At 65.1% G+C, this 25,703-nt stretch carries 32 protein-coding genes; 21 read left to right on the forward strand and 11 right to left on the reverse strand.

The window, feature by feature from the left end; translation table 11 throughout:
• The first annotated feature begins 3 nt into the window (after positions 1 to 3).
• From JEY66_RS03045 to JEY66_RS03080, 8 genes are all read left to right on the forward strand, one after another.
• Positions 4 to 762 carry an SDR family NAD(P)-dependent oxidoreductase gene (locus JEY66_RS03045; protein ID WP_016847447.1) on the forward strand — a complete coding sequence of 253 codons (759 nt, stop codon included), beginning with the start codon at positions 4 to 6 and terminating at the stop codon, positions 760 to 762.
• Between the two features lie 187 nt (positions 763 to 949).
• Positions 950 to 1,759, forward strand: a complete 810-nt coding sequence (locus tag JEY66_RS03050; RefSeq protein ID WP_016847448.1) for an enoyl-CoA hydratase/isomerase family protein — start codon at positions 950 to 952, stop codon at positions 1,757 to 1,759.
• A gap of 41 nt (positions 1,760 to 1,800) precedes the next feature.
• Positions 1,801 to 3,669 (forward strand): AMP-binding protein, encoded by a 1,869-nt coding sequence (locus JEY66_RS03055; protein ID WP_018269110.1) that lies wholly within the window; start codon positions 1,801 to 1,803, stop codon positions 3,667 to 3,669.
• Positions 3,670 to 3,780: 111 nt separating this feature from the next.
• Complete coding sequence (locus JEY66_RS03060) at positions 3,781 to 4,908, forward strand: acyl-CoA dehydrogenase family protein (RefSeq protein WP_016847450.1); 1,128 nt, start codon at positions 3,781 to 3,783, stop codon at positions 4,906 to 4,908.
• A gap of 13 nt (positions 4,909 to 4,921) precedes the next feature.
• Positions 4,922 to 6,172, forward strand: coding sequence for an acyl-CoA dehydrogenase (locus JEY66_RS03065; RefSeq protein WP_018269109.1), 1,251 nt, complete (start codon positions 4,922 to 4,924; stop codon positions 6,170 to 6,172).
• 133 nt (positions 6,173 to 6,305) lie between these two features.
• Positions 6,306 to 7,556, forward strand: coding sequence for an acyl-CoA dehydrogenase (locus JEY66_RS03070; RefSeq protein ID WP_016847452.1), 1,251 nt, complete (start codon positions 6,306 to 6,308; stop codon positions 7,554 to 7,556).
• A gap of 98 nt (positions 7,557 to 7,654) precedes the next feature.
• Positions 7,655 to 8,368: a nitroreductase gene (locus JEY66_RS03075; RefSeq protein WP_016847453.1), complete on the forward strand. Its 714-nt coding sequence runs from the start codon at positions 7,655 to 7,657 to the stop codon at positions 8,366 to 8,368.
• A 75-nt stretch (positions 8,369 to 8,443) separates the two neighbouring features.
• The gene (locus JEY66_RS03080; protein ID WP_016847454.1) at positions 8,444 to 8,854 is read left to right on the forward strand and encodes a hypothetical protein; all 411 of its coding nucleotides are present in this window, start codon (positions 8,444 to 8,446) and stop codon (positions 8,852 to 8,854) included.
• 216 nt (positions 8,855 to 9,070) lie between these two features.
• Here the strand turns inward: JEY66_RS03080 and JEY66_RS03085 are convergent, their stop codons facing one another.
• Entirely contained in the window at positions 9,071 to 10,069 is a 999-nt protein-coding gene (locus tag JEY66_RS03085; RefSeq protein WP_016847455.1) for a helix-turn-helix transcriptional regulator, read from the reverse strand.
• Positions 10,070 to 10,151: 82 nt separating this feature from the next.
• Here JEY66_RS03085 and JEY66_RS03090 point away from each other — a divergent pair, with 82 nt between their 5' ends.
• Both JEY66_RS03090 and JEY66_RS03095 read left to right on the forward strand, forming a co-directional pair.
• The gene (locus JEY66_RS03090; protein ID WP_016847456.1) at positions 10,152 to 10,796 is read left to right on the forward strand and encodes a glutathione S-transferase family protein; all 645 of its coding nucleotides are present in this window, start codon (positions 10,152 to 10,154) and stop codon (positions 10,794 to 10,796) included.
• A gap of 14 nt (positions 10,797 to 10,810) precedes the next feature.
• Positions 10,811 to 11,245, forward strand: a complete 435-nt coding sequence (locus JEY66_RS03095) for a DUF6157 family protein (RefSeq protein WP_018269108.1) — start codon at positions 10,811 to 10,813, stop codon at positions 11,243 to 11,245.
• A 285-nt stretch (positions 11,246 to 11,530) separates the two neighbouring features.
• Here JEY66_RS03095 and JEY66_RS03100 read toward each other — a convergent pair whose 3' ends face one another.
• Positions 11,531 to 12,316 carry an enoyl-CoA hydratase/isomerase family protein gene (locus JEY66_RS03100; protein ID WP_026191959.1) on the reverse strand — a complete coding sequence of 262 codons (786 nt, stop codon included), beginning with the start codon at positions 12,314 to 12,316 and terminating at the stop codon, positions 11,531 to 11,533.
• 14 nt (positions 12,317 to 12,330) lie between these two features.
• Positions 12,331 to 13,443 carry a cyclic nucleotide-gated ion channel gene (locus tag JEY66_RS03105; protein ID WP_016847459.1) on the reverse strand — a complete coding sequence of 371 codons (1,113 nt, stop codon included), beginning with the start codon at positions 13,441 to 13,443 and terminating at the stop codon, positions 12,331 to 12,333.
• Positions 13,444 to 13,761: 318 nt separating this feature from the next.
• Between JEY66_RS03105 and JEY66_RS03110 the strand changes: the two genes are divergently transcribed.
• Positions 13,762 to 14,430 carry a Crp/Fnr family transcriptional regulator gene (locus JEY66_RS03110; protein WP_016847460.1) on the forward strand — a complete coding sequence of 223 codons (669 nt, stop codon included), beginning with the start codon at positions 13,762 to 13,764 and terminating at the stop codon, positions 14,428 to 14,430.
• Positions 14,431 to 14,459: 29 nt separating this feature from the next.
• Positions 14,460 to 15,329: a DUF6537 domain-containing protein gene (locus JEY66_RS03115; RefSeq protein WP_016847461.1), complete on the forward strand. Its 870-nt coding sequence runs from the start codon at positions 14,460 to 14,462 to the stop codon at positions 15,327 to 15,329.
• 114 nt (positions 15,330 to 15,443) lie between these two features.
• Here the strand turns inward: JEY66_RS03115 and JEY66_RS03120 are convergent, their stop codons facing one another.
• The 3 genes from JEY66_RS03120 to JEY66_RS03130 are packed head-to-tail and all read right to left on the reverse strand — an operon-like array spanning position 15,444 to position 16,143.
• Positions 15,444 to 15,662: a hypothetical protein gene (locus tag JEY66_RS03120; protein WP_016847462.1), complete on the reverse strand. Its 219-nt coding sequence runs from the start codon at positions 15,660 to 15,662 to the stop codon at positions 15,444 to 15,446.
• A gap of 51 nt (positions 15,663 to 15,713) precedes the next feature.
• Positions 15,714 to 15,926 carry a hypothetical protein gene (locus JEY66_RS03125; protein WP_016847463.1) on the reverse strand — a complete coding sequence of 71 codons (213 nt, stop codon included), beginning with the start codon at positions 15,924 to 15,926 and terminating at the stop codon, positions 15,714 to 15,716.
• Between the two features lie 25 nt (positions 15,927 to 15,951).
• Complete coding sequence (locus tag JEY66_RS03130) at positions 15,952 to 16,143, reverse strand: hypothetical protein (RefSeq protein ID WP_016847464.1); 192 nt, start codon at positions 16,141 to 16,143, stop codon at positions 15,952 to 15,954.
• 310 nt (positions 16,144 to 16,453) lie between these two features.
• Here JEY66_RS03130 and JEY66_RS03135 point away from each other — a divergent pair, with 310 nt between their 5' ends.
• From JEY66_RS03135 to JEY66_RS03145, 3 genes are all read left to right on the forward strand, one after another.
• Entirely contained in the window at positions 16,454 to 16,660 is a 207-nt protein-coding gene (locus JEY66_RS03135) for a hypothetical protein (RefSeq protein ID WP_016847465.1), read from the forward strand.
• A gap of 91 nt (positions 16,661 to 16,751) precedes the next feature.
• Positions 16,752 to 17,114 (forward strand): PRC-barrel domain-containing protein, encoded by a 363-nt coding sequence (locus tag JEY66_RS03140; RefSeq protein ID WP_016847466.1) that lies wholly within the window; start codon positions 16,752 to 16,754, stop codon positions 17,112 to 17,114.
• A gap of 212 nt (positions 17,115 to 17,326) precedes the next feature.
• Positions 17,327 to 18,088, forward strand: a complete 762-nt coding sequence (locus JEY66_RS03145; RefSeq protein WP_026191958.1) for a Crp/Fnr family transcriptional regulator — start codon at positions 17,327 to 17,329, stop codon at positions 18,086 to 18,088.
• A gap of 255 nt (positions 18,089 to 18,343) precedes the next feature.
• Here the strand turns inward: JEY66_RS03145 and JEY66_RS03150 are convergent, their stop codons facing one another.
• Entirely contained in the window at positions 18,344 to 19,750 is a 1,407-nt protein-coding gene (locus tag JEY66_RS03150; RefSeq protein WP_026191957.1) for a TAXI family TRAP transporter solute-binding subunit, read from the reverse strand.
• On the opposite strand from JEY66_RS03150, the gene JEY66_RS03155 reads away from it, so the two are divergent.
• From JEY66_RS03155 to JEY66_RS03165, 3 genes are all read left to right on the forward strand, one after another.
• The gene (locus JEY66_RS03155; RefSeq protein ID WP_125459242.1) at positions 19,749 to 19,988 is read left to right on the forward strand and encodes a hypothetical protein; all 240 of its coding nucleotides are present in this window, start codon (positions 19,749 to 19,751) and stop codon (positions 19,986 to 19,988) included. The genes JEY66_RS03150 and JEY66_RS03155 overlap by 2 nt on opposite strands.
• Positions 19,989 to 20,175: 187 nt before the next feature.
• Positions 20,176 to 20,529, forward strand: coding sequence for a DUF3307 domain-containing protein (locus JEY66_RS03160; protein WP_016847469.1), 354 nt, complete (start codon positions 20,176 to 20,178; stop codon positions 20,527 to 20,529).
• A gap of 171 nt (positions 20,530 to 20,700) precedes the next feature.
• Positions 20,701 to 21,102 carry a hypothetical protein gene (locus JEY66_RS03165; protein WP_016847470.1) on the forward strand — a complete coding sequence of 134 codons (402 nt, stop codon included), beginning with the start codon at positions 20,701 to 20,703 and terminating at the stop codon, positions 21,100 to 21,102.
• A 6-nt stretch (positions 21,103 to 21,108) separates the two neighbouring features.
• Here the strand turns inward: JEY66_RS03165 and JEY66_RS03170 are convergent, their stop codons facing one another.
• Together JEY66_RS03170 and JEY66_RS03175 are read right to left on the reverse strand one after the other, a co-directional pair.
• Entirely contained in the window at positions 21,109 to 21,444 is a 336-nt protein-coding gene (locus JEY66_RS03170) for a YkgJ family cysteine cluster protein (RefSeq protein ID WP_016847471.1), read from the reverse strand.
• Positions 21,444 to 22,142 (reverse strand): helix-turn-helix transcriptional regulator, encoded by a 699-nt coding sequence (locus JEY66_RS03175; RefSeq protein WP_016847472.1) that lies wholly within the window; start codon positions 22,140 to 22,142, stop codon positions 21,444 to 21,446. Before JEY66_RS03175 ends, JEY66_RS03170 begins: the two co-directional genes overlap by 1 nt.
• Positions 22,143 to 22,349: 207 nt before the next feature.
• On the opposite strand from JEY66_RS03175, the gene JEY66_RS03180 reads away from it, so the two are divergent.
• Both JEY66_RS03180 and JEY66_RS03185 read left to right on the forward strand, forming a co-directional pair.
• On the forward strand, positions 22,350 to 22,583 hold the full coding sequence (locus tag JEY66_RS03180) for a hypothetical protein (RefSeq protein WP_016847473.1): 234 nt from the start codon (positions 22,350 to 22,352) through the stop codon (positions 22,581 to 22,583).
• A gap of 64 nt (positions 22,584 to 22,647) precedes the next feature.
• Positions 22,648 to 23,379 (forward strand): glutathione S-transferase family protein, encoded by a 732-nt coding sequence (locus tag JEY66_RS03185; RefSeq protein ID WP_016847474.1) that lies wholly within the window; start codon positions 22,648 to 22,650, stop codon positions 23,377 to 23,379.
• On the opposite strand, the gene JEY66_RS03190 is transcribed toward JEY66_RS03185, so the two are convergent.
• Entirely contained in the window at positions 23,376 to 24,011 is a 636-nt protein-coding gene (locus JEY66_RS03190) for a pyridoxamine 5'-phosphate oxidase family protein (RefSeq protein ID WP_016847475.1), read from the reverse strand. The genes JEY66_RS03185 and JEY66_RS03190 overlap by 4 nt on opposite strands.
• A gap of 120 nt (positions 24,012 to 24,131) precedes the next feature.
• Here JEY66_RS03190 and JEY66_RS03195 point away from each other — a divergent pair, with 120 nt between their 5' ends.
• On the forward strand, positions 24,132 to 25,025 hold the full coding sequence (locus JEY66_RS03195; RefSeq protein WP_016847476.1) for a LysR family transcriptional regulator: 894 nt from the start codon (positions 24,132 to 24,134) through the stop codon (positions 25,023 to 25,025).
• Between the two features lie 97 nt (positions 25,026 to 25,122).
• Here the strand turns inward: JEY66_RS03195 and JEY66_RS03200 are convergent, their stop codons facing one another.
• Entirely contained in the window at positions 25,123 to 25,578 is a 456-nt protein-coding gene (locus JEY66_RS03200) for a PaaI family thioesterase (protein ID WP_016847477.1), read from the reverse strand.
• Between the last annotated feature and the right edge of the window lie 125 nt (positions 25,579 to 25,703).

Below are 25,703 nucleotides of genomic sequence, written 5' to 3' on the forward strand. Positions count from 1 at the left end.
TCCATGCAGTTGAAAGACGTTGCCGTTCTCATCACCGGCGGTGGCTCCGGCCTTGGTGCCGCAACCGCGCGCGCCATGGCCGCGAAGGGCGCCAAGATCGGCGTGATCGACCAGAACAAGGAAAACGCCGAGAAGGTCGCCGCCGAGGTGAAGGGCGTTGCCCTGCATGCCGACGTCACCGACGAGGATGCGATCAAGGCAGCGATCGCCAAGGCCGAGGCCGCGCACGGCATCGCGCGCGTGCTGATGAACTGCGCCGGCATCGGCGGTTCGCAGCGCATCGTCGGCAAGGACGGCGTCTATCCGCTTGCCAAGTTCGTCCGCATCATCAACGTCAATTTGATCGGCACCTTCAACGTGCTGCGCCTGTTCGCCGAGCGGCTGGCGACCGAGGCCCCGATCGGCGAGGAGCGCGGCGTCGCGATCAACACCGCGTCGGTCGCGGCCTATGAAGGCCAGATCGGCCAGATCGCCTATTCGGCCTCGAAGGGCGGCGTCGTCGGCCTCACGCTGCCGGCGGCGCGCGACCTCGCCAGCCTGAAGATCCGCGTCAACACCATCGCGCCCGGCCTGTTCCTGACGCCGCTGCTGATGGGTCTCAACGAGGAAGCGCGCAAGAGCCTCGGCGCCCAGGTGCCGCATCCGGCCCGCCTCGGCGATGCCTCGGAGTACGGCAACCTCGCCGTCCACATCGTCGAGAACCCGATGCTCAACGGCGAAACCATCCGCCTCGACGGCGCCATCCGTATGGCCCCGCGGTAGCGGCGAATTCCGCCTGCTTACCCTCCCCCCTTGCGGGGGAGGGCGGCAGCGAAGGCTGCCGGGAGAGGGGTTCTCTCCGAGGCCACCCCTCTCCGAAGCGAGGACGTGGCACCGCCGCGCTTGCCCTCTCCCGCAAGGGGAGAGGGCGCAATAACAGGCACCGCATCCGCAAATGCAGGAGTAACGCGTGTCTCAACCGCTGCTGATCGAACATCACGACGGGGTCGATTGGGTCACGCTCAATCGCCCCGAGAGCCTCAACGCGCTCGATCCTTCGCTGATCGATGCGCTCAACGTCTACTTCCAGGGCTTGCAGCGCAATCGCGACACCCGCGTCGTGGTGCTGAAGGGCGCCGGTGCGAATTTCTGCGCCGGGCTCGACCTCAAGCACGCGATGGCCCGCCGCGGCGGGCAGGCCGAGCCGCCCGGTGTCACGGAGGCGCTGGACTCGCAGCGCCGCATTGCCGACATCGTGATGCTGATGCGGCGCGCGCCGCAGCCGATCATCGCGCTGGTGCAGGGCGCGGCCGCCGGCGGCGGCTTCGCGCTGGCGCTTGCCGCCGACATCCGCATCGCGGCGAAGAACGCGCGGATGAATTGCGCTTTCATCAAGCTCGGTCTCGGCGGCTGCGACATCGGCACCAGCTATTTCCTGCCGCGCCTCGTCGGCGTGTCGGTTGCTTCCGAACTGATCCTCACCGGACGCTTCATCCATGCCGACCGCGCGCTTGCGGTCGGCATGGTGTCCGAGGTGGTCGAGGCCGCCGCCGATCTCGATGCTGCGGCCAATGCTTATGTCGAGGCGATGATGATGGCCTCGCCGGTCGGTCTCCGCCTGTCGAAGGAATGCATCAACATGAGCGTCGATGCCGGCTCGATCGAGGCCGTGATTGCGATGGAGGATCGCAATCAGGTGCTGTGCAGCCGCTCCGAGGATTTCCAGGAAGGCATCAGGGCCTTTCTCGAGAAACGAAAGCCTGTCTATATCAGGCGCTGAGAACAGATCCTCTAAGGGACAAGAATTCCGGGAGACGCAAAATGGATGGAGGCGCGGCGATGCTGACGAAACCTGCCTTTCGCAAGGTGGATTGGCTCGCACGTGACATCGCGGTCGAGCGGCGCGGTGACGGCACCGTCGTCCTGAAGTCGCGGATTCCGCTCCAGGCCTACGAGATGCATATCCCGGCCTATCTCGCCAAATGGGCGGCGCGGGCGCCGGAGCGCATCTGGCTCGCGCAGCGCGGCGGTCCCGACCGGCAGTGGCGCAAGGTCTCCTATGGTGAAGCCAAGCGCACCGTCGATGCGCTGACGCAAGGCCTGCTCGATCTCGGCGTTGGCGACGGCCGGCCGGTCGCGATCCTCTCGGGCAATTCGATCGAGCACGCGCTGATGACGCAGGCCGCGATGCAGGCGAGGCTGCCGGCCGCGCCGGTGTCGCCGGCCTATTCGCTGATGAGCCAGGATCATCTCAAGCTCAAATACCTCTTCAACCTGATCAAGCCCGCCGTCGTGATGGTGCAGGACGGCCCGACCTTCGAGAAGGCGCTGAAGGCGATCGACCTCACCGGCATCACGGTCGTCCACGTCCTGCGTCCCTGCGAGGGGATCAAGAGCATGGCCTTTGCCGACCTCGCGGCAACGCCGGTGACGGCTGCGGTCGGCGAGTCGATCGCGAAGATCACGCCCCGGACCGTCGGCAAGCTGCTGTTCACCTCGGGCTCGACCGGCATGCCCAAGGCCGTCATCAACACCCAGGAGATGATGTGCGCCAACGCGGCGATGATGATGCAGGTGCGCCCGCGTGAAACGGAGGGCCCGATCCCGACCGTGCTCGACTGGATGCCGTGGAATCACACCATGGGCGGCAACGCCGCGTTCAATCCGGTGCTGGTCGATGGCGGCACGCTCTATATCGACGACGGCCGGCCGATGCCGGGCCAGCTCGAGGAGACCATCAGGAACCTGCGCGAGGTGTCGCCGACCTATTACGCCAACGTGCCGGCCGGCTACGCCGCGCTCGCCGCCGCGATGGAGAAGGACGCGGCGCTGTGCCGGAGCTTCTTCAGGAACCTCTCGATCATGGCCTATGGCGGTGCGCGGCTGCCCGACGATCTCTATGACCGGATGCAGGCGCTGGCGGTGAAGACCACGGGCGAGCGCATCGTGTTCTACACCGGCTGGGGCTCGACCGAGACCGCGCCGACCTCGACCGGCACCTATTGGGACACCGAGCGCGTCGGCCTGATCGGCCTGCCGTTCCCCGGCGTCGAGCTGAAGATGGTGCCGTGCGGCTCGAAATACGAATTGCGGCTGCGCGGCGTCAACGTCACGCCCGGCTATTTCGGCCAGCCGGACCTGACGGCGAAGATGTTCGACGAGGAGGGCTTCTACTGCATTGGCGATGCCGGCGTGTTCGTGAACCCCGAAGACCCGCTGCAGGGCATCATCTTTGCCGGCCGCGTGGTGGAGGATTTCAAGCTGACCACCGGCACCTTCGTCCATGTCGGCTCGCTGCGCACCGATGCGATCGCGGCCGCGACGCCGGTCGTACATGACGCGCTGGTTGCGGGGCAGGACCGTGAGTTCATCGGCCTGTTGTGCTGGCCGAACCTGCATGCCTGCCGCCAGCTCGTCGGCAACGCCGATGCAAGCTATGAGGACGTGATCCGGCATCCCGAGGTGGTCGCGTGCCTGAAGAAGGGCTTGCAGGCGCACAACGCGTCCACCACCGGCAGCAGCATGCGCATTGCGCGTGCGATGCTGATGGTCGAGCCGCCGTCGATCGATGGCAACGAACTCACCGACAAGGGCTACATCAACCAGCGCGCCGGCCTCGAACGCCGCGCCGCACTGGTCGAGAAGCTGTATGCCGGCGAGCCCGGCGACGACGTGATCATCTTGAACTGACCGTAGGATGGGTCAAGCGCAGCGAAACCCATCATCTCCAACCAGGCATTCGATGGGTATCGCTTCGCTCCACCCATCCTGTGAACAACAACAGCAACGCGGGTAAGCGCCATGAATTTCGATTTCTCCGACGAACAGAAGCAGATGCGCGATGAGGCGCGGAAATTCCTCAGCGAACAGTGCCCGCCGAAAGCCGTGCGCGAGGTGCTCGACGGCAAGGCGCCTTACGACAATGCGTTGTGGAAGGGCCTCGCCGAGATGGGCTTCCTCGGCGTCGCGATCCCGGAACAGTTCGGCGGTGCGGGCGCTGGCCATCTCGAGCTCTGCGTGATCGCGGAGGAAATGGGCCGCGCGCTGGCGCCGGTGCCGTTCTCCTCCACGGTCTATCTCGCCGCCGAAGCGATCCTGATCGCAGGCAGTGACGCGCAGAAGCAGAAGTGGCTGCCGAAGATCGCCGCGGGCGAAGCCATCGGCACGCTGGCGCTGTTCGAGGGCAAGGGCAACCCGTCGCCGAAGGCGATCAAGCTCACGGCCAATGGCGGCGTGCTCAACGGCGTCAAGAAGCCGGTGCCGGATGGCGCGATCGCCGATTTCGCCGTTGTCGCCGCGCGCACCGGCTCGAGCGGACGCGAGTCCGATATCTCGCTGTTCATCGTCGATCTCAAGGCCGGCGGCGTCGAGGTCAAGTCGCTCACCAACATCGACCTGACCCGCGGCCAGGCCGAGTTCACCTTCAAGGATGCGAAGGCCGAGCCGCTCGGCGCTACCAGCGAGGGCTGGAGCGTGATCACCCAGGTGCTCGATCGCGCGGCCGTGTTGACGGCGTTCGAGCAGGTCGGCGGCGCCGACCGCGCGCTGGAGATGGGCCGCGACTATGCGCTCGACCGTATCGCGTTCGGCCGTCCGATCGGCTCGTTCCAGGCGGTCAAGCACATGCTGGCCGACATGTATGTGTCGGCGACCTTGGCGCGCTCGAACTGCTATTACGGGGCCTGGGCGCTCTCGACCAATGCCGGCGAATTGCCGGAAGCCGCCGCCGCCGCGCGCATCAGCGCGACGCAGGCGTTCCAGCACTGCGCCAAGAACAATATCCAGGTCCATGGCGGCATGGGCTTCACCTGGGAGTTCGACTGCCACATGTACTACCGCCGCGCCAATGCGGTGGCGCTCGGTCTCGGCAGCCTGTCCTATTGGGAAGACGCGCTGATCGATCGCATGCGCAAGAAGAACGCGGCGTAAGCGAGGGACCGTCATGAATTTCGACGACACCCCGCAGGAGGCCGCATTCCGCGCCGAGGCGAAAGCCTGGATCGCGGCCAATGCGCCCAAGCAATATGAGGACGAGCTCCGCAAGGCCTCGCTCGGCCGCGTTGCGCTCAAGGGCGCAAACATCCTCGAGGTCGCCAAGGCCTGGCAGAAGAAAAAGGCGGACGCCGGCTGGGCCTGCCTGCACTGGCCGAAGGAGTATGGCGGCCGCGGCGCATCGCCGATCGAACGCGTGATCTGGCAGCAGGAGGAGGGCCCGTTCGGCCGCCTCAGCTCGATGTTCATCATCGGCCACGGCATGTGCGGCCCGACCATGATGGCGTTCGCCGGCGAGGAGCAGAAGCGCAAATATCTGCCGCCGCTCGCCTCCGGCGAGAAGATCTGGTGCCAGCTGTTCTCCGAGCCGGCCGGCGGCTCCGACGTCGCCGGCCTGCGCACCCGCGCCGAGAAGCACGGCGACGAATGGGTGATCAACGGACAGAAGATCTGGACCTCGGGCGCGCATTATTCCGACTACGGCATCCTGCTCACCCGCACCGATCCGACCGTGCCCAAGCACAAGGGCCTCACCATGTTCTTCCTGGACATGAAGAGCCCGGGCGTCGAGGTCAGGCCGATCAAGCAGGCGAGCGGGGCGTCGGACTTCAACGAAGTCTATTTCACCGACGTGCGCATTCCGGACGCGCAGCGGCTCGGCAATGTCAATGACGGCTGGAACGTGTCGCTGACCACGCTGATGAACGAGCGCATGTCGATCGGCGCCGGCGTCGCCACCGGCTTCCCCGAGCTGTTCGACTATTGCAGCAGCCTGATGCTGGAGGATGGCCCCGCGATCGAGAACCGCGCGGTGCGCTCCAAGCTCGCGAACTGGGCGGTGAAGGCGAGCGGGCTGAAATACACCAGCATGCGCGCGATCTCGGCGCTGTCGAAGGGCGAGCGTCCCGGACCGGAGAATTCGATCGGCAAGCTGGTCGCCGGTTCGATGATCCAGGACGTCGCGACCTATGCGCTCGATCTGCAGGGCGCGGCCGGCGCGCTGAACGGGATTGAAGATGCCGAGGTCGCCGGCAAATTCCAGGCGATGCTGCTGCGCGCGCCGGGCACCCGCGTCGAGGGCGGCACCGACGAGATCATGCGCAACATCATCGCCGAACGCGTGCTGGGCCTGCCCGGCGACATCAGGGTCGACAAGGACGTTCCCTTCAACAAGATCCCGACCAAGGGAAGAGCTTCATGACCTCATCCTGAGGAGCCGCGCAGCGGCGTCTCGAAGGATGAGGCCCCAGTCGGGCCGCATGGTTCGAGACGGCGCAAGCGCCTCCTCACCATGAGGGGAAACAGTGACACTAGGATCGTAAAAGAGGTTCGCCATGAATTTCGATGACACCCCGCGGGAAGCCGAGTTCCGCGCCATCGCCCGCAAGTGGATCGCGGCCAACGCGCCGAAGGAGTTCGAAGAGGAGCTCTCGAAGTCCTCGCTCGGCCGCATCCGGCTTGCCAGGCACGACATGGTCGAGGTCGGCAAGGCTTGGCAGAAGAAGAAGGCGGAGGGCGGCTGGGCCTGCCTGCACTGGCCGAAGGAATATGGCGGCCGCGGCGCCACCCCGATCGAGCGCGTGATCTGGCAGCAGGAAGAGGGCGTCTACGGCAAATTGACCCAGCCGTTCCAGATCGGCGAGGGCATGTGCGGCCCGACGGTGATGGCCTGGGGCAGCGAAGAGGCCAAGCGCCGCTATCTGCCGAAACTCGCCTCCGGCGAGGAGATCTGGTGCCAGCTGTTCTCCGAGCCGTCGGCCGGCTCCGACGTCGCGGGGCTGCGCACCCGCGCCGAGAAGAAGGGCGACAATTGGGTCGTCAACGGCCAGAAGATCTGGACGTCCGGCGCGCATTACTCCGACTACGGCCTGTTGATCGCGCGCACCGATCCGAATGTCCCGAAGCATAAGGGCCTCACGATGTTCTTCCTCGACATGAAGAGCCCCGGCGTCGAGGTGCGGCCGATCAAGCAGGCCAACGGCATGCAGGAGTTCAACGAGGTCTATTTCACCGACGTCGTAATCCCGGACAGCCAGCGGTTAGGGGCGGTCGGCGAGGGCTGGAGCGTGTCGCTGACCACGCTGATGAACGAGCGCATGTCGATCGGCGCGCGGCTCGCCACCGGCGTGCCCGAGATGTTCGAGTTCTGCTCCAATTTGATGCTGGAGGAAGGTCTTGCGATCGACGATCCGGCGGTGCGCTCCAGACTTGCGAACTGGGCGGTGAAGGCGAGCGGGCTGAAATACACCAGCTACCGCGCCATCTCGGCGCTGTCGAAGGGCGAGCGACCGGGGCCGGAAAACTCCATCGGCAAGCTCGTCTCCGGCCTGATGCTGCAGGATATCGCGACCTATGCGATGGACCTGGAAGGCGCGGCAGGCAGCCTCACCGGCACCGACGAGGAGCAGGCCAACGGCCAGTTCCAGCAGATGCTGCTGTCGTCGCCCTCGATGCGCATCGCCGGCGGCACCGACGAGATCCTGCGCAACATCATCGCCGAGCGCGTGCTGGGCCTGCCCGGCGACATTCGCGTCGACAAGGATGTGCCCTACAACAAGATCCCGACCAAGGGGCGGGGTGGTTAGTCGTCATTCCGGGGCGATGCGAAGCATCGAACCCGGAATCTCGAGATTCCGGGTTCACGCTTCGCGTGCCCCGGAATGACGAAAAAGGAGGATATATCATGGACGCGAAGACACCGAACCCGCGCTACGCGACCGAGGACCGCATCGGCGCGCTCGAGGAATTGCTCAACGAGCGCTACTCGGTGCGCGCGTTCCAGCCGCGCGAGGTGCCGCGCGAAGTCATCGAGCACATTCTGTCGACGGCGCAGCGCACCGCGTCCTGGTGCAACAGCCAGCCCTGGCAGGTGCTCATCGTCTCCGGCGAGGCCAAGGAGCGGTTTCGCAAGGCGATCTATGCCGAGGCCTCGCGCGGCCTCGCCGAGGATTACGACTTCACGCCGCCGCGCGAATATGTCGGGGTCTACCTGGAGCGCCGCCGCGAAAGCGGCTTCCAGCTCTACAACACGCTCGGCATCGCGCGCGGCGACAAGGCAGCCTACGCAAAACAGGCGCTGGAGAACTACAATTTCTTCGGCGCGCCGCACATTGCCGTGATCCACACCAATGAGCCGCTCGGCATCTATGGTGCGATCGACTGCGGCGGCTATGTCTCGAATTTCATGCTGGCGGCGCAGGCGCTCGGGCTCGGCACCATCCCGCAGGCGGCGATCGCGCGCCATTCCGGGCTGATCCGCCGTCATTTCAACCTGGCCGACGATCGCCGGGTTGTCTGCGGTATCTCGTTCGGCTATGCCGATCACGCGCAAAAGGTGAACAGCTACCGCACGTCGCGTGCGACCGTGGAAGACACTGTCACATTCGTCGATGTATAATTTCCTCAAGGCGGGAAGGTCGGTTCACCCCCCGCCGAGGACAAGAAAAGCTACGAAGAAACGACAAGAACAAAAATGGCGAATAACGCCTCCCTGACGCCGGCTGAGATCAGCTGGCAGCTGCACCGTCTGCCTGCACTCGAGCGCGACGCGTTCATCGCCGCGCATTATCTGGGACGGCCCGTTGCCTGGAAGACCCGCTTCTTCGACGCGATCGATTGGGGCGCGGCCTCGGTGCTGCAATTCAGCTTCCTGCAGCGCGGCTGGCATCGCCATTCGCGGCTCGACAATCCGATCTATGCCTATATCGACATCGAGGAACATCCGGAAACCCGCGGCCTGCGCCGCGGCCGCCGGATCGATCTTGAGGGCACGATCAAGGGCGTCGACTTCGTGACCGGGATTACGCTGACGCTGGAGCGGTTCGAGATCCTGCCGGTCAATTTTTTCGACCGCTTCGTGATCAGCTCCGACAGCCGCTACTAGCAAGCAGCGAACCGCAGACTCTGCTCCACCTCGCCCCGCGCGCGGGGAGAGGTCGGAACGCATCGTTAGATGCGTTCCGGGTGAGGGGGAGTCTCAGCAAGCGCAGCTATCACCGTATGCGCGGAGACAGCCCCTCACCTCAACCCTCTCCCCGTAAGAACGGGGCGAGGGAGCGCACTGCTCCTGCGGCTCCATTCAACCCAATCTCATTACGCTTCAGCGTCCCGCCACCGCGCGGCGGGCCGGCGCGTCGGCATAGCGCGCGGCCATCGCGCTCGTCAGCTCGGCCATCTTCTCGCGCAACTCTAACGGCGCGACCACCTCGGCCTCGGCCCCGAGCCGCAGCAATTCGGTCGCCGCGTGCCACACCGTCTTGCCGACCGGCATGGTGGCGAGCCGCCAGCCGTCGGCGTCAGTGCCATCAGTGAGCCGCATCCGCGCCTTCACGTAAGGGTGGGCCAGCGCATCGAACAGTTTCAGCCCGAGCGGCGACAGCCGCACCGTGGCCTCGTTCGGATGCAGCTCGGCCTCCAGCCGCTCGATCGAGGCGCGCCAATAGGCGGCGAGGTCGAACTCCGCGGGCCGCGCGAACGGCGTCTCCAGCGTCACGCAGTCCAGCACGCGTGCGACGCGATAGGTGCGCACATTGCCGTCGACGAGGCCGGCGAGGTACCAGCTGCCGCCCTTCAGCACGAGGCCGAGCGGCGCCACGCGCCGCCGCTTCTCGGCTTTCCAGCTCTGGTAGCGGATCTCGAGCATGGTCTCGCGCAGCACGGCGCCGGCGATGGCGCGCAGATGCTCCGGCTCCTCGGTCTCGCCGAACCAGCCGGGTGCGTCGAGATGGAAGCGCTGCTGCATCCCTCTTGCGTTGGGCCGCAGGTTCTCCGGCAGCGCCGCCATCAGTTTGGTTTGCGCCGCCACCATCGCGGCATCGAGGCCAAGCGCGGCGGCGGGCCCCGGGAGACCGGCCATGAACAGCGCCTCGGCTTCGCCCTGCGACAGGCCGTTGAGCCGCACGCGATAGCCGTCGAGCAGGCGATAGCCGCCCTCGGCGCCGCGGTCGGCATAGACGGGAACGCCGGCTGCGGCGAGCGCGTCGATGTCACGATAAATCGTGCGCACCGAAACCTCGCAGGCTTCCGCCAGCTCAGGCGCGGTGACCTGCCCCCGCGCCTGCAGGGTGGTGAGGATGGAAAACAGCCGGCTCGCGCGCATGGCCAAATCATACCTGACACAAGATGTCAGGTATAGGCGGACATAACGAGACCACGCCCTGACGGCGCAAGGAGACCCGCCCATGACCACCACCGACCGCGTCACGCTGTATTATTCGCCGCAGAGCCGCGCCACCGGCACCCGCGTGCTGCTGGAGGAGCTCGGCGCGCCCTATGATCTGCACGTTCTCAACATGAAGGCGGGCGAGCAGCGCAAGGAGGCCTATCTCGCCATCAATCCGCTCGGCAAGGTGCCGGCGATCCGCCTTGGCGACGCGCTGGTGACCGAACAGGTCGCGATCTTCATCTATCTCGCCGATCTGTTTCCGCAGGCCGGCCTGACGCCGGCGCTGAACGACCCGTGCCGCGGCCCGTATCTGCGCTGGATCGCCTATTACGGCTCCTCGTTCGAGCCGGCCGTGATCGACCATTTCATGAAGCGCGAGCCCGCGCCGATCACGCAGTCGCCCTATGCCGATTACGACACCATGCTGGGCGCGCTGGAGGCGCAGCTGGCTAAGGGGCCCTATCTGCTCGGCGAACAGTTCACGGCGGCGGACATCCTCTGGGGCATCGCGCTCTCTTGGACCATGATGTTCGGCATCGTGCCGAAAAGGGACGTGTTCGTCCGCTATGCCGAACGCATCGCCGCGCGCCCGGCCTTCCAGCGGATATCGAAGGCCGACGACGAGATGGCGGCGCAGCATGCGGCGGCCGCCGGAGTGTGATACGGATCGGGCCGATGGCGAAAGTCCTGCACAGCACCAACTGCTTCAACACCCTGATCCGCGTTGCCGAGGATTGTCCGGCGCAGCGCGGCGAGGAGCCGCAGCCGCGCGGCGGCCAGCCGACGGTTGCCGTGCTGCAATACCAGATGATCGCGGGCGCGCCATACAAGTACACCTCCGACGACGTCGTGTTCGCGACGTCGGCGGCCGGCCGCGCGCTCGATGCGAAAGCGGCGAAGAAGGCGCGCAGCCTCGTCCGCGAGACTTTCTTCTCGCGCGGCCAGGCTTGCATGCGCGCCTCGCCGCTCGGCAAGCGGTTCGGCTGGGGTGTCCATGCCGACGCCGAGGGCCGCATCGCGCTCTACGCCGTCGACAGCAAGCGCTACCAGGCACTTGCCGCAGACCCCGACATCGCGCAAGTCCGCGCGATGCGGAACAAGCGGGCGTGAGGGGAGGCTGATACGGCCGTCACTGCGAGGAGCGATAGCGACGAGCAATCCATGCCACCGCGTTCGCGCTGAAATGGATTGCTTCGCTTCGCTCGCAATGACGTCTCAAAGGCTGAGCGCACCATTAGACCCGTCATCCCCGCGCAAAGGCTTCGACTTTGTCGCTGGAGGTGCGAGCGGAGCGAGCCTCGAAGGATGAATCGGCCACCAGCCGGGCCGTCGACCCTTCGAGACGCCGCTACGCGGCTCCTCAGGGTGACGGGATAAAGGAGGCGGGCCGCCGAGCTAAAACCTCGGCGCACGCTTCTCGGCGAAGGCCTTGATGCCTTCCTTGATCTCGTCGCCGCGCATGCTGTCGCGGTGACGGGCGTCGGCGGCGGCTTCATCCAGCGCGCCGCGGGCGAATTCGTTGACCGCGCGCTTCATGCCGGCCATTGCCTTTGGCGCATTGCCGGCCAGGATCGTCGCGAGCTTGTCGACCTCCTCGTCGAGCAGGTCGAGCGATACCATCGCGGTGAGGTAGCCGATCCGCAGCATCTCGGGCGCCGATATCTTCTGAGCGGTCAGGAACAGCATCTTGGCGTTGTCAACGCCGAGCCGGGTAACGTAGCGCTGGATGCCGCTCTTGTAATAGTGCAGCCCGAGCCGCGCCGCCGGCATGAACATCTCCGCGGTATCGACGCCGATGCGGAAGTCGCAGGCGAGCGCGAGGTCGGTCGAGCCGCCATAGACCCCGCCATTGAGCCGGCAGATTGTCGGCACGCTGAGATCCTCGAGCCGGTTGACCACGACCTCGAACGCCGAGCCCGCGCTCTGCTGCTCGCTCGCGCTCACCGCGCGCTCGGCGACGGAGTTGAGGTCGTAGCCGGCGGAGAACGCGCGGCCGGTTCCGGTCAGCACCAGCACGCGGATCGCGGGATCGGCCTCGATCCGGTCGAACAATGCCAGCAGCTCGCCGAGATCCTCGGCCTGCAGGCGGTTGAGATGCTTCGGCCGGTTGAGACGGATCGTTGCGCGCGCGCCCGCGATTTCGAGCACGGGTCCGCTGGCGGTGTCGGCCGCGTCAGCCATCTTGGTCTCCATCATTATTGATTCTCACGTTCGCGCCGCTTGGCCTCGGCGTCGATGGTCTCGGCGAGATCGGGATGCCTTGCCATCAACAGGCGGAAATCGACCAGGTCAAGCACCAACAGCCTGGTCACCTTGCTGGTCGAGACGCTGGCGCCGCGCTTGGCGTTGCCGAGCAATGCCATCTCGCCGAAGAACTCGCCTTCGCCAAGCTTCACCTTGCGCCCGGGCAGGTCGACCTCGACCTCGCCGGCGGCGACGAAATACATGCAGTCGCCATTGGTGTCCTTGCGGATGATCATGGTGCGCGGCGGCAGGTCCATGGTCCGCAGCATTTGGGTGACGTCGGCGATCGCGGCCGGGCCGAGGTGCGCGAAGAACGGCACCTTGCTGACGGTCTCCCAGGTTCGCAAGAAATTGTCGCGGCGGGTTTCGGCGGCAAAGCCGGTCGCCAGGATACCGGTCCACAGCCCGAACACGCCGAGGCCCGAGATCATCACCATGGCGGCGACCACGCGGCCGAGCGGGGTGATCGGCACCACGTCGCCGTAGCCGGTCGTGGTCAGCGTCACCACCGCCCACCACAGCGCCGCCGGCACGCTGCCGAAGGTCTGCGGCTGGACGTCCCGCTCCAGGAAATATTCCGCAACGGAGGCCAGGAACACCACCATCAGGAAGATCACGAGCACGCTGAGCAGCGGCCCGGATTCCACGACCAGCACGCGCCGGAGCTGGCGCAGGCCGGGAATGCCCGGCACCACCTTGAGCACCCAGAGCACGCCGAGCAGCCAGGCGGTTTTCGGCTCGACGCCGGACAGCAAGGCCACCGGCACGGCCAGCGCGCCGATCGCGTCGACCACGCCGGCGCTGGACAGCGCGTAGAACCAGAATTTGCCCTGCCGCCCCATGTGGCGCAGCCGCACCAGCCATTCGAATACGAAATAGGCAAGGCAGGCCCATAGCAGCGCATCCACCCAGCGCGGCGCCGCGTCATGGGCCGGCGCGACCGTCAGCAGCGTCATCATGGCGACACCGGCCGCGACGGCGACATAGGCCGCCGTGGTCATGTTGCGGCCGGCGGTGGCGGAAACGAAGCGCGTCAAGGCCGGAAGGACGAGCCGCTTGGACATCGGAACGGAGCTTGCCTGTCGATGAATTGCTGGAATTGAGGCCCTGCGAACGGCAGAGCCGATGTCACAACGTGCCTCTCCGGGTTGAGGCCGTCAACGCGCAGGCCATGGCGGGATGCTCGCGGCGGAAGACCCATCAGTTGGACGAAAGGCCTAACCATGTTGGCCCGATTTTGCGCCCGCGAATGTGAGAAATCGGACAAAACGTCGCTTTTTCCCCGTATATCAGGGATGCTGGTTCGCCGATGCGACCTTGGCCGGAATGAAGCGACTAATAAGGCGATCTTATTCACTTCTTGAGAAATTGGTTGGTTTCCGATGGATACCTCACATCTCGCGGAGCACGCCGGCGCCGCCGGCAGTTTCTTCGCATCGATCTTCGTGGTTGCCACGCTGTCGATGCGGACCATGATCCCGTTGCGCGTCTTCGCCATCCTGACCAACATCATCCTGATCGCGACCGCCGTCCCGACCCACAATTACGCGACGCTGATCCTGCATGCCGTGCTGTTGCCGGTGAATACCTATCGGCTGCACCAGATGCTGCAACTGGTCCGCAACGTGAAGAAATCGGTCAACAGCGATCTGTCGATGGAATGGCTGAAGCCGTTCACGACGGAACGCAAATGCACCGCGGGCGAAGTCCTGTTCTACAAGGACGAGAAGGCCGACAGCATGTTCTACATTGTCAGCGGCCGCTTCCGCCTGGTCGAATCCGGCATCGAGCTGCCGGTCGGCGCCCTCGTCGGCGAGTTCGGCATGCTGTCGCCGTCGAACACGCGAACCCAGACGCTGGAGTGCGTCGAGACCGGCATGGTGCTGTCGGTGACCTATGACCAGGTCGAGCAGCTCTACGTCCAGAACCCGGCGTTCGGCTTCTACTTCCTGCGCCTCGCCAGCGCCCGCCTGTTCCAGAATATCTCGACGCTCGAGCAGCAGCTCGCGCAGCACGCCACCCCACAGGTCGCGGAGCCCAAACCTGCATGAGCCCCGTGACGAGTTCTGGAGGCGCCGCAGTGGCGGATGACGACGGTCTCCTGGCTTCGCTCCGTTACCTCTTTGCCGATATCATCGGCGATGAGGACGAGGGGCCGCCGGTGCTGCCCGACGCCTGCCCGGACCATCTCGGGCCGGCCGTCACCAAGGCCATCGATCTGTTGATCGCCTATCAGAGCACGAGCTACGCCCAGCTCTATATCGACCGGCTCAAGCGCTTCGTCGGCCGCCGCGGCGTCGACGACGCCTTGCTTGCCGAGATCGCCCGCCTGATGGCGGAGCGCATGGCCTATGAGGACGCGATCCGCATCGCGCAGCTCAAGCTTGGCGAAGTCAATGCGGTGGGCGGCCTTGCGGCGCGCTCGGCCGACGACGTCAAGAAGTTTCGCCTGGACGAGTTGATCGACGCCCTGCCGGCCGTGGTCGCCGATCCGGTGCTCGGCGTGCTGGATCAGTTCGGCTGGCGGCGTCGCCGGGTCTCGATTCGCTTCAGCGCCAACAACCGCTTCAGCGTTCGCCGGCTCAGGATCGAGGCGGGCCTGAAGCGCTGGCGGCTGTTCTCGGGACGCTATGCCAGGGAGCGCGTCTGGGTCGAGCGCTGGCTGCACATGATCGACCGCAGCCTGACCAAGCAGCCGAGCGCCGCCCCGGCGGTCGTGCAGACCGCGACCATGATCCAGGGTTACGGCGATCCCTACCGCCAGGGCATCGCGGACTGGCACGTGATCATCGACGGGCTCGCCAAGCCGACCTTCGACGGCGTGCTCGTGCTCCCCGACCTTGCCGGCGCCATTGCGGAAGCGCGCGCTGCCACCATGCCCGATCCGCGGCAGGCAGCGCTGAAGCGCAAGATCGCGGAGATCCGCGCCCGGGCGCCGGCGGTGTCGTAAGAACCTTCGCCGTCATTGCGAGGAGCGAAGCGACGAAGCAATCCAGTTCCCCGCTTGCGGCGCTGTGGATTGCTTCGCTTCGCTCGCAATGCCGCGGGAATCTGCCGAAGCCATCTACCGCTTGATGTGCGGCGGCTCGTCGTAGCCGCGACGGCTGGAATAAAACAACAGGCCCATCAGGCCGATGCAGACCGCGGCCAGAAGCGCAATGCCGATCGTAAACACCACGATGCCGTAGGTCGGCACCGGAGCATCCACGGTCAGGCCTTCATAGGCGTAGGCGCCGACGGCGGCCAAAAAGGCCAGCAGGCCGATGCTGATTGCAATGCGCATGCGTAGCTGCCTCTGCTGAGGGCCGAGGGCAACAGGCACTTACGCCGGTTTTCACGCCGCGGCGGTGGCCTTGGCCAACGCCTGCCGTCCGGCTTCGGTCAGCTCGGAAAGCGTCGTCCTGCCGCTCTTGGCGCATTTGATGATGTATCGGGCAACACGGCGGCGGGTGTCATGTTCCTCGCCGTGCGGTGCGTCTGCGCAAACGCGATCGAGCGCAACGTTCATGGCGAAGAGCGTGCGTGAGTCAAACCGTTCCTCGATCATCGCAGCTCTCCTTTGCGACTCGCGGCTACTTGCGGAACGTCAGCCATTCGCTGACTTCCATCACAGTCTCGGTCTGTCTGGCCTTCTTCATCAGCATTTCGCGTTCCCGTCCCGGCGGCAGCTTGCGTGCCGCAATGCGCGAATCTTCGGCGAATTTTTGCAAGCGGTTTTCGAACGATCCGGGAGGCCGCGACCTGTTGCGCTTCTTCTTGATCATGCCGTCTCCGAGCTGGAACCAGCAATACTAGGCTTGTTCCCCGGATGCCGTCGTTAACCCATGACATCGGTCGAATTGAAAAAAAACGCGCGCCGGAAATTGGCGACCCAAAATCGCGACCTGAGATCGCGACCTGGGATCGCGAAGATCGCAGGAACGATCTTCGGCGCTCCGCGTAACACCCGTGCGTTCGCTGCTTTGCTCCCCGAAAGGCGGTGGACCACTCCGGTGACGGGCCTCGGCGAATTTGATCGCCGGGGCCCGCATGTCTTCAGGCAAAGCAGCCAAGGCAACAAGAAGGACATAAGCAGTGGCACATTCCAATCAGGGCATCGTGAAAGACAACAAGGGGCAGGAGCAGCCGGCCGACAAGCAGCGCGCGCAGGCCGCGCATAAGACCGACCCGCGAAAGTCGAATGCGCGCGAAGCGACGCGTGATCCGAAATTGAACGATGCCGACAAGACGCCGGGATCCGGCATGACATCGGACGACCGCGGCGATCCTCCAACGGGCTGAACGACGTTCCGCTCTGCAGCAATCGCGGCAATGCGGCAGGAACGATGACCCGGGCCGACCGTTGGCGTCGAGGGATCAATGGAGAACTGACATGGCGATGGACGAGAAGGAGGTCGGAAACCTGATCGGCAGCGACAAGGTCGAGGGCACCGCGGTCTATGGCTCCGACGAGCGCAAGATCGGCTCGATCGAACGGGTGATGATCGACAAGAAGAGCGGGCGGGTGTCTTACGCCGTGCTCGGCTTCGGCGGCATTCTCGGTCTCGGCAACGACCATTATCCGCTGCCCTGGCAGTCGCTCAAATACGACACGAGGCTGGGCGGCTATGTCACCGGCGTCACCGAGAGCCAGCTGCGCGGCGCGCCGAAATACGGCAGCGAGCGCGAGTGGAATTGGTCCGATATCGGCACCACGCGCGCGGTGAACGACTACTACGGCGTGCCGTTCGTCTGAACGTCCCTTAGACGTCCCCCCCGAGCCGGGGGACCCGTATTTCACCGGTGGTACCCACCGGGAGCCGAGGTGTGCGTGATGCTCGGGATGTAACCGTCGCATCCTTGGGACGTCTGTACACTAGTGAACATACGTCAATAGCTGTGCAAGGTAACATACGTAATTGAAGTCGGTCCTGCAGTTGCCCGATTAAACATGCGGGAGACCAATCGTTGGCGTCGCTAATCCGGAAATTGGAGCAGTTTGCACGGCTTTCGCCGGTAGACCAGGTCCTTCTCAATCGCGCGTCTACCGAGCGCGTCCGCCATTTTGGTCCGCGGGTCGACATCGTCCGCGAGGGCGAGAAGCCGAAGGACGTCCATCTGATCCTGTCCGGCTGGGCCTATCGCTATAAGCAGCTCGAGGACGGTCGGCGTCAGATCGTGGCCTTCTTTCTGCCCGGCGACATTTGCGACGTGAACGTCTTCATCCTGCGCGAGATGGATCATTCGATCGGTACCGTCACGGCAGTGTCGATCGCCGACCTCTCCCGCGAATTCTTCGACAAGGTCGCGGCCGGACATCCGCGCATCGTGACCGCGTTCTGGTGGGAAACCCTGGTCAACGCGGCGATCCAGCGCGAATGGACCATGAGCCTCGGCCAGCGAACGGCGCTGGAGCGGATGGCCCATCTGCTGTGCGAGATCTGGCTCCGGCTACGTGCTGCAGGCCTGACCCAGGGCGACAGCTGTGATTTCCCGCTGACCCAGGGCGATCTCGCCGATGCCACCGGGCTCTCCAAGGTTCACGTCAACCGAACGCTGCAGGAATTGCGCGCCGGCGGCCTGATCGTACTCAAGGGAAAGACCCTGGTCGTCCCCAATCTCGAGCGGCTGATGCAGGCCGGCCTGTTCAACCCGAACTACCTGCATATGGATCACGAGGGACGGCAGCTCGACGCCGCTGCGACGCCGACGGACGCGGCGGTCGGGTGAGAAGCGCGCTCCGCTGCATGTCGCGAGAGCGCGGATGTATGGTTCACCCGGCCGTTCAAAATACGCGATGTCGTCCTGGCGAAAGCCAGGACCCATTACCTCAAGTCCCAATTGTTGCGCGATGCTGGGGTCGCGATCCCGTTCATCAGCGAAAGCGGTGGTAATGGGTCCTGGCATTCGCCAGGACGACAGTGGTGCATGTGGCGCGACCGCAGGGACGACAGTTGTATCTGTGGCGTGACCAACGGCTTGGTTTCACCCGTTGGCCGCCTTCACCACCACGAGGTTCTCGTCCGGCGTCGCAGGGTGGCGCTTGAGGTGATCGCGGCGCAGTGCGATCTCGTCGCGGACCAATTCGTAGCCGAGCTTGAACGTGTCCATTCCGTCGCCGGAAACGGTGCCGTCGCGCAGGCCGGTCACCGCGCCGCGCAGGATCGCCTCGAGCTCGTCCTGCAATTCGTCGAGATGCTCGGCGCAGGTGGCGTGCTCGACGCGCTCGCCGATGTCGAGGATCCTGCCCGCCAGCTCGCTGGCCTTCTCCGGTGCGACGCGGGTGATCTTGGTGTAGATCGCGGCGAAGATCGAGCCGATGATGCTGAGCGCGGCGGCACCGAGATACATCAGGTCGCTGTAGCGATCCATGAACGACTTGGTATCGTCGTTGATGTATTCGGCGGCGCCCTGATGGGCGACGATGAAGGCGTCCTTGTCGGTCGCCGCCGGCTCGATCTTGGAGGCGAAGCCGTCGTCGAGCGCAAGTTCCGCCTTGTTCTCGTAGATGATGCGCGCGAGCTCGGCGGCTGTCGTCGTGGACATCGAGGATTGCGCGACCAGCAGCCATTCCAGCCCGATGGTATCGACCTCGTCATCGGGGATCGCCGGCGAGGACGACAGCATGCCGGTCGAGACCGTCTCCTCCGAAATCGCCGGGTATTTGCGCGCCAGCGCCTTGGCCGCGTCGATCGCATTCAGCGTGAAGCCGCCGGCGCGCTTGGCATATTGCTCGTAGGTCTTGTCCTTCACGATCTTCGAGGCATGCTCGATCGCGATCACAGCGGCAAAGCCGGAGGCGAACAGCTTGTCGAAAGGTGTGTTCGGCGGCGCCTGCTGTACCCGCTGCGCCGCGTCGGGGCTGTCGGCAATCTCGAGCGCGCTGCGGACGAAATTGACGCTGTTTTCGCCGTCGCCGACGACCGCGATCCGCTTCTTCTTGAGCTCGCTCAGAGATTTGATCTTCTTGCCGCCGGGGCTGAGCACCAGCACCACGTCATGCTCGAGGATCGCGATGGCGCGGGCACGCGGCGGCACCCTTGCGTCAGTGCGCAGGATGGCAAGCGAGGCGTCGCGGCGATCGAATTGCGCCAGCGCCTTGGCGTTGTCGGGGTTCGGCGCGATCTTCAGCCGCAGCCGCGACGAATTGTTCTTCAGCACGATGGCGAGCTTGGCGGCGAATTTCGCCTCCGGGCCCTTGGCATCGCCGACCGCGAACACCAGCGTTTCGGAATTGCGCAGCCAGAGCCGGCCGCCGATCACGGTGATCGCGCTCAGGAGCAGCGTCAGCAGGGTGAAGACGATGATCTGCGCGCGGTTGGTCTTGACGACCGGTTTGGCGACCGGTGGGCGCGGCGGCATCGGCGCAGGCGAGGGGGCTTCGGCACTCATGGCTGATTACCTGGCTCATCACCCGTCCGGGACGGCCCGTTGCCGCAACCCGATCGGCGCGGCGCTGCCCGGTGAATCCGTAAATGGCTATAAAAGAAAGAAAATTTCCTATGTTGCCGACGATATACCTCCCCGGGGGGAATGCAAACCGGCCGCCGGCCGTAACCTTAATCTCGGCCGGCCTGCGCCGCGATGCCACATGACCATTGCCACTATCGACGGTCGGACCGAGATGTGATTTTCGAGGAGGCGCAGGTGCATTCTGGCGCCGGAGATGTCATAAATGAGACACGCTTCGGTTTGCGGAATTGTGCTGACGGCCTGACCCGGATTTCTTGCAATCACATTCATCGAAGTAAAAGGGCGTCAGCTTGTTGTTTCCCTCCATGTCATCGTCGGTGTCGGTTGGTGCCCTGGTGGGATGGATGTTGCTTCTCACCGCAAAGCACATCATCGCCGACTTCATGCTGCAGAACGCCTGGATGGCGATCGGCAAGGACCAGAAAACCGGCTGGGCGCTGCCGCTGCTGGCGCACTGCCTGGTCCATCTCGCGGTCGCGCTGGCGCTGATCCTGGTGGTGGCGCCGCGGTTCTGGTACGTCGCCTTCATCGACTTCGTGATCCACATCATCGTCGATCGGGCCAAGGGCATCTGCGCCTCGCATTTCGGCGTGACGCTGGAATCCGGCCATCCCTGGTTCTGGACCCTGATCGGGGTCGACCAGGCGCTGCACCACCTCACCGGCTTCGCGCTGTCGATCTACATGGCCGCGAACTGAGCGGCTCGCGCGCGCCTTTCCTCCCGTCCTGAACCACGAATCCAGCCGCCGCGGCGCGGGCGGATGTGATTCGCGCGCAACGGGCAAGACCCTCCGGAAGCGACCGGAGGCCGTGGTTAACCTTTCGTTAGAGGATTACGCGGCATCTTCCCGATCGAGGGGGATTTGCAAATGTTTTCAAGCCGCGACGCCTTCGAGAACGATGCCTGCCCGGTGGCCGACGACCTGCTCGGCCAGATGTATCGCGCCAATCCGAACGGGCTCTCGTTGCTGGTTGCCAATGTCGCGCCCGATGTCAGGGCGAGGCTCGCGCTGTTCTGCTATCGCCGCAGCCATCTGCACGCGCTCGCGGTGGCGATCGCGTCGAGCTGCAGCGAGTGGGAGCTGGCGAATTCGGGTGGCCGTGTCGGCTCGACGCTCTACGCGCTGTCGCGTGAGCCGGCCCGCGCCGCGACCGTTTCGCATGGCGGTCGCAAGCCGATCACGCTGTCGACCAAGCCGCTGACGACCTTCGCGCCGATCGTCGATGACGAGCTCGACGACGAGGACGTCAGCGACAGGGTCACGGCGTAACGTCCGTTAGATCGGCTGCGCGCTCGCGATGAGCGGCAGCCCGTGCCGGCGCCGCGCCATCGCGCATTCCGCGTCGCCCGGCTGGCAGGTCCGGCATACTTCCGGCCGCACCGCATAGACTTCGCAGCGCGTTGCTTCTCCGACCCGGCCCGCTAGCGCCGAGCAGCGGTCGCCCTCGCAGCGCATGCCTGATTGTCGCGCATTGACGAATTGCGGTGGGATCAGATCGAGCTGCGCGTCGTCCTCGATGGTGAAGCGCGGCCAGTTCTCCGAATAGCTGCAGCAGGCACCGCAGGATTGGCAGGGGCTTGCGTCGGCTGCGTCGATCGCGTTGTCGGCCATCAGGTGTCCCTCGGCGCTTCCCAGACCAGGCTGCGCCGCCAGCGCGCCCTGAGCAGGTCGCGCCGCTCCGGATATTTCTCGTCGTGATAGACCGCCGTGACCACGCGGTCGGTGCGGAAGCTGCGGAAATCCCTGCGCAGCTCGCACCAGGCGGCGAGCAGCCGCACCGCCTCGTGATAGCCGACCGCGATCGGCCAGATCGTGCGCTCGCTATCGCGGCCATGCTCATCGCGATAGTTCAGCGTGATCTTCTTGCCCTCATGGATCTGGCTGCGGGTCCTGACCATGTCGATGCGGTCGGGCTCCCGGTTCCAGGCCGAGCGGGCCCGGCTTGCCGGCTCCAGCACGAACGGCCGCAGCCGGTCGGGCACGGTCTCGGCGATCTTGGCCATCAGGTCCTCGGCCGCGCGTGCCAGCGCCGGATCGGCGTGGCCGACCACCCATTGCGCGCCGAGCACGCAGGCCTCGATCTCGTCGGGTGTCAGCATCAAGGGCGGCAGGTCGAATCCCTTCTCCAGGATGTAGCCCATGCCGGCCTCGCCGCGGATCGGCACCCGCTGCTCGATCAGGCTGGCGATGTCGCGATAGATCGTCCGCTTCGATGTCTCGAGCTCGGCGGCGATGGCATCGGCGGTCAAAGGCTTACGGGTGCGTCGGAGCACCTGGATGATCTGAAACAGCCGGTCGGCGCGTCTCATGGCAACTCTCTCGATCGCTCTCTTGGCACGTGTCTTGTCGAGTGTCTCGGTAGCTGTTTTGGCAGCCGTCTTGACGAGTGTCTTGACAGGTCTCGTCGCCTCTCGGTGCGCAGACTTTTCTGGGTCCCGTCCGGCTGCTGCTGACAGCATGTTGGCAGCAGGTGGGGGCTATATCAGGACAACACCTCAAGTGAAGGGAATTTGTCCATGACGAATCTTGACGAACTCGGTTTCCGGCAGGCGCAAGGCTTTGCGCTGGAACAGCTGGTCACGGTCTACTCCACCTCCGGCGACCTGCGCTGGGCCCTGATCGCGCTGATCGCGCAGTCGATCGGCACGGTTTGGTCCTACGGGCGGGCACGGCTGGTCAAGCGCGTTCGCGAGGCGGTTCGCCGCCTCGCACCCGTCGGCCCGTTCGACAGTGAATGCCACTACTGCTGACACCATGCTGGCAGCAGGGGACGGCTAGCTTCAATTCACGACCACAGGCGATCGGGAGCTTCATATGATTACGCTTTTTGGCTTTGGCACGGGCTTCGGCTTGCCGGAAATCAGCCCCTTCGTGACCAAAACCGAGGTCCAGCTCAAGATGGCCGGGCTCGACTATCGCAAGGAGAAGGCGATGCCGCCGGCCTCTCCCAAGGGGCAGCTGCCGTTCATCGCCGACGACGGCGAGACGATCGCCGATTCGACCTTCATCCGCGCCCATATCGAGGGCAAATACGGCTTCGATTTCGACGCGCCGCTCAGCCTGCAGGCGCGCGCCCAGGCCTGGGCCTTCGAGCGCATGATCGAGCATCACGTCTACTGGGCGCTGGTCGGCGCGCGCTGGGTCGACGACACCAATTTCGCCAAGGGGCCCGCGCATTTCTTCGACGGCGCGCCCGACCATATGCGCGACAAGCTGCGCGAGGACGCCCAGTTCCGCGTTGCCGAGAACTACCTGCTGAGCGGGCTCGGCCGTCACGGACCGGACGAAGACGTCGATCTCGCGATCCGCTCGCTGTTCGCACTGTCGGTGCAGCTCGGCGACAAGCCGTATCTGATGGGCGATGCGCCGTGCGGCACCGATGCCACCGCGTTCGGCGCGCTGGCGGGAATCCTCACCCCGTTCTTCGATTCGCCGCTGCGCGAGCGCACCGAGAAGTTCGACAATCTCGCCGCCTATGTCGGCCGGATGATGCGGCAATATTATCCGGAATTCAGCTGGGCGCCGCTGCAACAGCAAGCGGCTTAAGCCGGCGCCACAGCAGCGGGCTGGCCCTTCAATGCGGCGAGCTCCGCCTCGAGCTCGGCGATGCGCTGGTCGCGCGAGGCCAGCGCTGCCGCCACATCGGCCGCGTCGAACTTCTGCGGAATATGCTGCGGGCAGTTGGTGTCCCACGCCGCGACCTTGAACAGGATCACCTGCTCCGGCCGCGCCCGGTAGCCCTGCGGCATCAGCGCGCGCGTCAGCGCCGGATCGTCCTCCACCACCTTCGCCTCGCCCCACAGCTTGACGCGGCGGCGGTGCGCATAATCCATCACGAAGATATACGCCTTGGCGTTCTCCGACAGATTGCCCTGCGTGATGAACTGGCGGTTGCCGCTGTAATCGGCGAACGCGATGGTGTGCTTGTCGAGCACCTTGAGAAAGCCCTTCGGCCCGCCGCGATGCTGGATGTAGGGCTGGCCGTCGGCCGAGGCGGTCGCGAGATAGAAGCTGTTCACCTCGCCGAGGAAGCCGGCGAGGTTCTCGTCGATCTCGCTGCGCCAGCCGCCATGTGCCTCGGCCTCCGCGTAGGTGGCGCGCGAACCCTTGCGGGTCTGGATCGCCTTCACCGCCGGACTGAATGCGACGTCGCTCGCATAGCTGTGACCATCTGACATCGGAGCCTCCCGTCACGGGCGCCTTAAGCGGTTGTCCTCGCCGTTTAAAATGGGCATTCCCAGATCGTAAGCAATCTTGTGCATTGACACTTCACTGTTGCCGATTATGCAATAGTGCTCATGGACCGGATCGACGCCATGCAGGCCTTCGTCGCGGTGGCGGACCTTGAGGGTTTTGCCCCCGCCGCCCGCAAGCTCGGCCTGTCGCCGTCCGCCATCACGCGGCTGATTGCGGCGCTGGAGGAGCGGCTCGGCGCGCGGCTGCTGCAGCGGACCACGCGGCAGGTGACGCTGACCGACGCCGGCTCGCGCTATCTGGAGCGGGCGCGCCGGATCCTCGCCGACGTCGAGGAAGCCGAGGACGCGGTGGAGAGCGAGCGCACCCGCCCCGAGGGGCGCCTCGTGATCTCGGCGCCGTTCGGCTTCGGGAGGCTGCATGTCAGTCCGGTCGTGAGCGCCTACCTGAAGCGCTATCCCGATGTCGGCGTCGACCTGCGGCTGTCGGACCGACGAATCAATCTGGTCGAGGACGGCGTCGACCTGGCGGTCCGGATCGGGCACCTGCCGGACTCGACGCTGGTGGCGCGGCATGTCGGCCGGATGCGCCGCATCGTGGTGGCGTCGGCCGGCTATCTCAAGCTTCGCGGCCGGCCGAAGCGGCCGGCAGACCTCACCGCCCATGACACGATCCAGTTCGGCGCCATGACCGCGACGCCGGATTGGCGCTTCATGGAGGATGGCCGCGAAATCCGCATTACCCCTACGCCGCGCTTCACCAGCAACAGTTCGGATGCCGCCATCCAGTATGCCGAGCAGGACGGCGGACTGACGCGGGTGATGGCCTATCAGGCTGCCGAATCGCTGAAGGCGCGGCGGCTCCAAATCGTGCTCGCCGAGTTCGAGCAGCCGGCGGTGCCGATCCACGTCGTCTATCCGACGACGCGGCTATTGTCGGCCAAGGTGCGGACCTTCATCGATCTCGTCACCGAGATCACCGACTGGTATTTCGACTAAAGCGCGATGTGATTAGGTTGAATCGTCATCGCGCTTTAGCTCCTTGTTTGAGCATGATCTTTCCGGAAAACCGCTCCGCACTTTTCCGGATCATGCTTTAGCTCACCGGCGGCTTCTTCGGCACCACGCGGAAGGTGCCGTTGGCGCGCGCGATCGTCACCCCGTCGGCCTTGATCAGGCTCTGCGCGAAGCAGATCGTGCTGCCGGTCTTGATCACGTCGCTCTCGATCGCGAGCCATTGTCCGACATTGGCGGAGCCGACGAAATCGACCGCCAGCGAGATCGTGACGAACGAGGTGGTCCAGTCGGTCGCCTGGCCGCAGCTATAGCCCATCGCGTTGTCGGCAAGCGCGGCGATCAGGCCGCCATGGATCAGGCCGCGGCCGTTGGTGTGCGGCCTCGCCAGCCGCAGGCCGATGATGACGGCCTGCTCGGTCTTCTTCTGGTAAAGCGGCTCCCAGGGCTCGGTGAGCGGGCTCTTGCGGAACAGCGGCTCGAAGCCTTGAGGGACGTCCTGGGGATTATCGGGGACGACTTGCGTATCGGTGCTCATCTGAAAGCTCGCATATGGCGTTGGGTTGACGCCATTGAACGCGATGTCGATGACGGTTTCACCGCCTACAAAGTTTTAAACGGGATTTGCGTGAATGTTTGAATGTAGCGCGGGCCTGTCGCCAC

Source organism: Bradyrhizobium elkanii USDA 76 (assembly GCF_023278185.1).
Taxonomy (GTDB): domain Bacteria; phylum Pseudomonadota; class Alphaproteobacteria; order Rhizobiales; family Xanthobacteraceae; genus Bradyrhizobium; species Bradyrhizobium elkanii.